We start from the raw sequence: 2655 nt of genomic DNA, 5'->3' as shown, positions 1-2655 counted from the left end.
GGTCACGGGGGCGGGGCACCGGGGCGAGGCCGGTCAATCAGGCCGGTTCCGTCGGTTCCGTCGGTTCCGTCGGTTCCGTCGGTTCCGTCGGTTCCGTCGGTTTCGTCGGTTTCGTTGATGAGGGTGAGCGGTCATGGGCCGCGGCCGCGGTCTGGCGCACGTGCTGGTGGAGCTGCCAGGCCGTGACCGCGACGATCGGTACGACGACGGCGGGCACGATCCACGACGGAACACCGATCCACACGGCCGGCAGCCCCACACCGGCACAGGCGACCGTCACGACGATCAGCAGCGTCTTCCCCAACGGCCGCCAGGTGAAAGGCGCGTGACCGAGGGGCCGGACGATCCGTACCGCGCCGAACCCGAGCCCCAGCGCCGCGAGGAGCCCCAGGAACGTGCCGATGGCGTACGTCATCTGGGGCTCGTCGCGGGGTGCGTCGGAGGTGTTCTGCCGTAGTTCCCCCTTGCCTACGCTCATGACGTCGCCCCGCCAGACGGTGCCGGTGATCCGGTCGCCCGGCACGAGCCGCTCCAGCACGGGGTCCGGGTCACCGAAGGAGACGGTTCCGCTCCAGACGGGGGCGCCGTCCAGGGTCGCCGTGTAGCCGCCGCTTCTCTTGCCCGGCTCGTTTCTCGTGCGCTCGACGGTGAAGTCGACCGTGAGCAGGCAGTCCGCCCCGTTCTCCGCCTTCGACGGGTCGGGGCAGGGCTCTGCGGCCTGGTACTCCTGATACCGCTCGATGTCGTGGGGCAGCCAGGCGGAGAACACGAGCCAGCAGCTGACGGCCGGGATGACGGAGAGCAGCACGAGCAGGACGCCCAGGAGCCGTGTCCGTATGGAGGACCGCGGGTTCTTCGTACCTGCCCTGGTCACTGTCATCATGCGCCCCCGTATTGATGGTGTTGTTGTGCTGCGGTGTGCCGTTGTATTGCGGTGTGCTGTTGCCGTTGCCCACTATCTTCATCCACTTCGGCGGCCGGGAAGCCGGGCCGGGGCTCCGCCGGGTGTCCTGGCCTGCGTATATCTCTCCTCATTGGGCCATCGGCAGTACGGTGTCCCCCATGCGCCCCGACACGCCTGCCGAGAACGTCGACCACACCGCCGAAGCGGCACGCCTGGAGCGAACCGCCGGCCTGTATCCCGAGGACGCCGAGGCCCTGCTCCTGCAGGCCGCGGCCCATCTGGAACTGGCCGGCGACCGCCCCGCGGCGACCGCCCTCTACGACAGCCTGCTGGCATCGCAGACCGGCCTGGAGAACCCCTTCCTGGTACGAGCCCTCAAGGCGTCGAACCTCTGGGAGTACGGCCATGAGGCAGAGGCCCGCGCCATCATCGAGGGCGTCCGGGCGGCGTCACCACGGGACCCGGCGCCCTGGGTGATCGTGGCGGAGGCCCTGGAGGCCCATGACGAGCTGGAGGCGGCCCAGGAGACGTTTACGGAGGGCACCGTCCTGCTCCTCGCGGACGTACAGGAGCCCCCGTACTCCACACACCCCCTCCTCTTCGGCCGCCACCGCGTCCGCCGCATGCTGGGCGCGGTCCACGACGACTGGGACATGCTCGCGGACACCCTCCACACGTCCCCGGTCCCCCTGGACGAACTCCACGACCCCAAGCGCGTCTGGTCCCTCGGCTCGGACAACCCGGCGGAACTGGCGGCGGAGATCTCCCGCCTCCGTGCCGAACTGGGCTCCTACCGCGAGGCCCTGTCCCGCCCCTTCCCGGTGGCGGTCCTGCACTGGCCCTCGGCCGAACTGACGGAACTCGTCACGGCCTACCCGCCCCTGGCGGAGGACTACCCGTCCCACGAGGAGCACCTCGCGACGATAGAAGCCTCCCTGAAGGAACTGGCCGCCTCCGGCACCCCGAACCTGGGCATCGTGACGGGCACGGTCCCCTCGTACGAGGCCTTCGCCGCCTCGGAGGGCGCCTCCCCCGGCGACGGGGCGCTGCTCCCGCAGTACGCGACGACCCTCGCGGCCCGCGGCCGAGCGGTGGCTTGGCCTCCGCAGCGGGGCGCGGTGTGCTGGTGCGGGTCGGGGCGGGTCTACGGGGAGTGCCACGGCACGCAGGCATAACCGAGCCAGGGCGAGCCGGACATGTCCCAGCCAGGCCTGACAGTCGCCTTGCTCTTCGCCGCCCTCTGGCTGGGCACCGGCCTCGCCATCATCCGCGCAGCCCTCCACGACCACCGAGGCCTCGACCTCCTGGGCACCCGGGGCACCCGCACCCAGGGCGAGGTCGTCCGGGGCCCCCGCCGCGAGGGCCCCGTGGTCCACCCCGCCCAGGTCCGCTACCAGGCAGGCCCCTCGAATCAGACCTACCGCCGTGCCCCACTCAACGCGGACCACGTGCCCGACCTGGAGACCGGTCTCCGGGTAACAGTCCACTACGACCCGGAGGACCCCCGCCGGATGGTGGTCGCGGCCACGCGAAAGACGTCCGGGCCGGTCTCCAGCCTGTGGAGCGGGGTGGGGTTGTGTCTGTTCGGGGTGGGCTTGGCGGTGTGGGGTGGGGGCCTGCGTAGGGCCGGAGTGCTCGGCACGGAGTCCGGGCGGACCGGGTTGAAGTAGCCGGGCTTGCAGTCGAGCGCCGGCTTGCTCTTGCCCACACCGCGCGGGTCGAAGCCGATGACGTCGTACTGCGCCGCGACC

Annotated in this window: 3 protein-coding genes; 2 read left to right on the top strand and 1 reads right to left on the bottom strand. The window is 71.2% G+C overall.

Features of this window, described 5'->3' with window-relative positions; all coding sequences use genetic code 11:
* Positions 1 to 37: 37 nt before the first annotated feature.
* Positions 38 to 874, bottom strand: a complete 837-nt coding sequence (locus HLK59_RS49380; RefSeq protein ID WP_206328517.1) for a hypothetical protein — start codon at positions 872 to 874, stop codon at positions 38 to 40.
* A 188-nt stretch (positions 875 to 1062) separates the two neighbouring features.
* Between HLK59_RS49380 and HLK59_RS49375 the strand changes: the two genes are divergently transcribed.
* Both HLK59_RS49375 and HLK59_RS49370 read left to right on the top strand, forming a co-directional pair.
* The gene (locus tag HLK59_RS49375; RefSeq protein ID WP_171148233.1) at positions 1063 to 2079 is read left to right on the top strand and encodes an SEC-C domain-containing protein; all 1017 of its coding nucleotides are present in this window, start codon (positions 1063 to 1065) and stop codon (positions 2077 to 2079) included.
* 21 nt (positions 2080 to 2100) lie between these two features.
* Entirely contained in the window at positions 2101 to 2574 is a 474-nt protein-coding gene (locus HLK59_RS49370) for a DUF3592 domain-containing protein (protein ID WP_171148232.1), read from the top strand.
* The last annotated feature ends 81 nt before the right edge of the window (positions 2575 to 2655 follow it).

Source organism: Streptomyces sp. S3(2020), from assembly GCF_013044505.1.
In the GTDB taxonomy this organism is placed as follows: Bacteria; Actinomycetota; Actinomycetes; order Streptomycetales; family Streptomycetaceae; genus Streptomyces.
This window is presented reverse-complemented; position numbering and strand designations above follow the sequence as displayed.

Excerpts from the sequence above, each read along its gene's own strand:
- HLK59_RS49375 (WP_171148233.1), top strand. The coding sequence starts at position 1,063 with ATGCGCCCCGACACGCCTGCCGAGAACGTCGACCACACCGCCGAAGCG.
- HLK59_RS49370 (WP_171148232.1), top strand. The coding sequence starts at position 2,101 with ATGTCCCAGCCAGGCCTGACAGTCGCCTTGCTCTTCGCCGCCCTCTGG.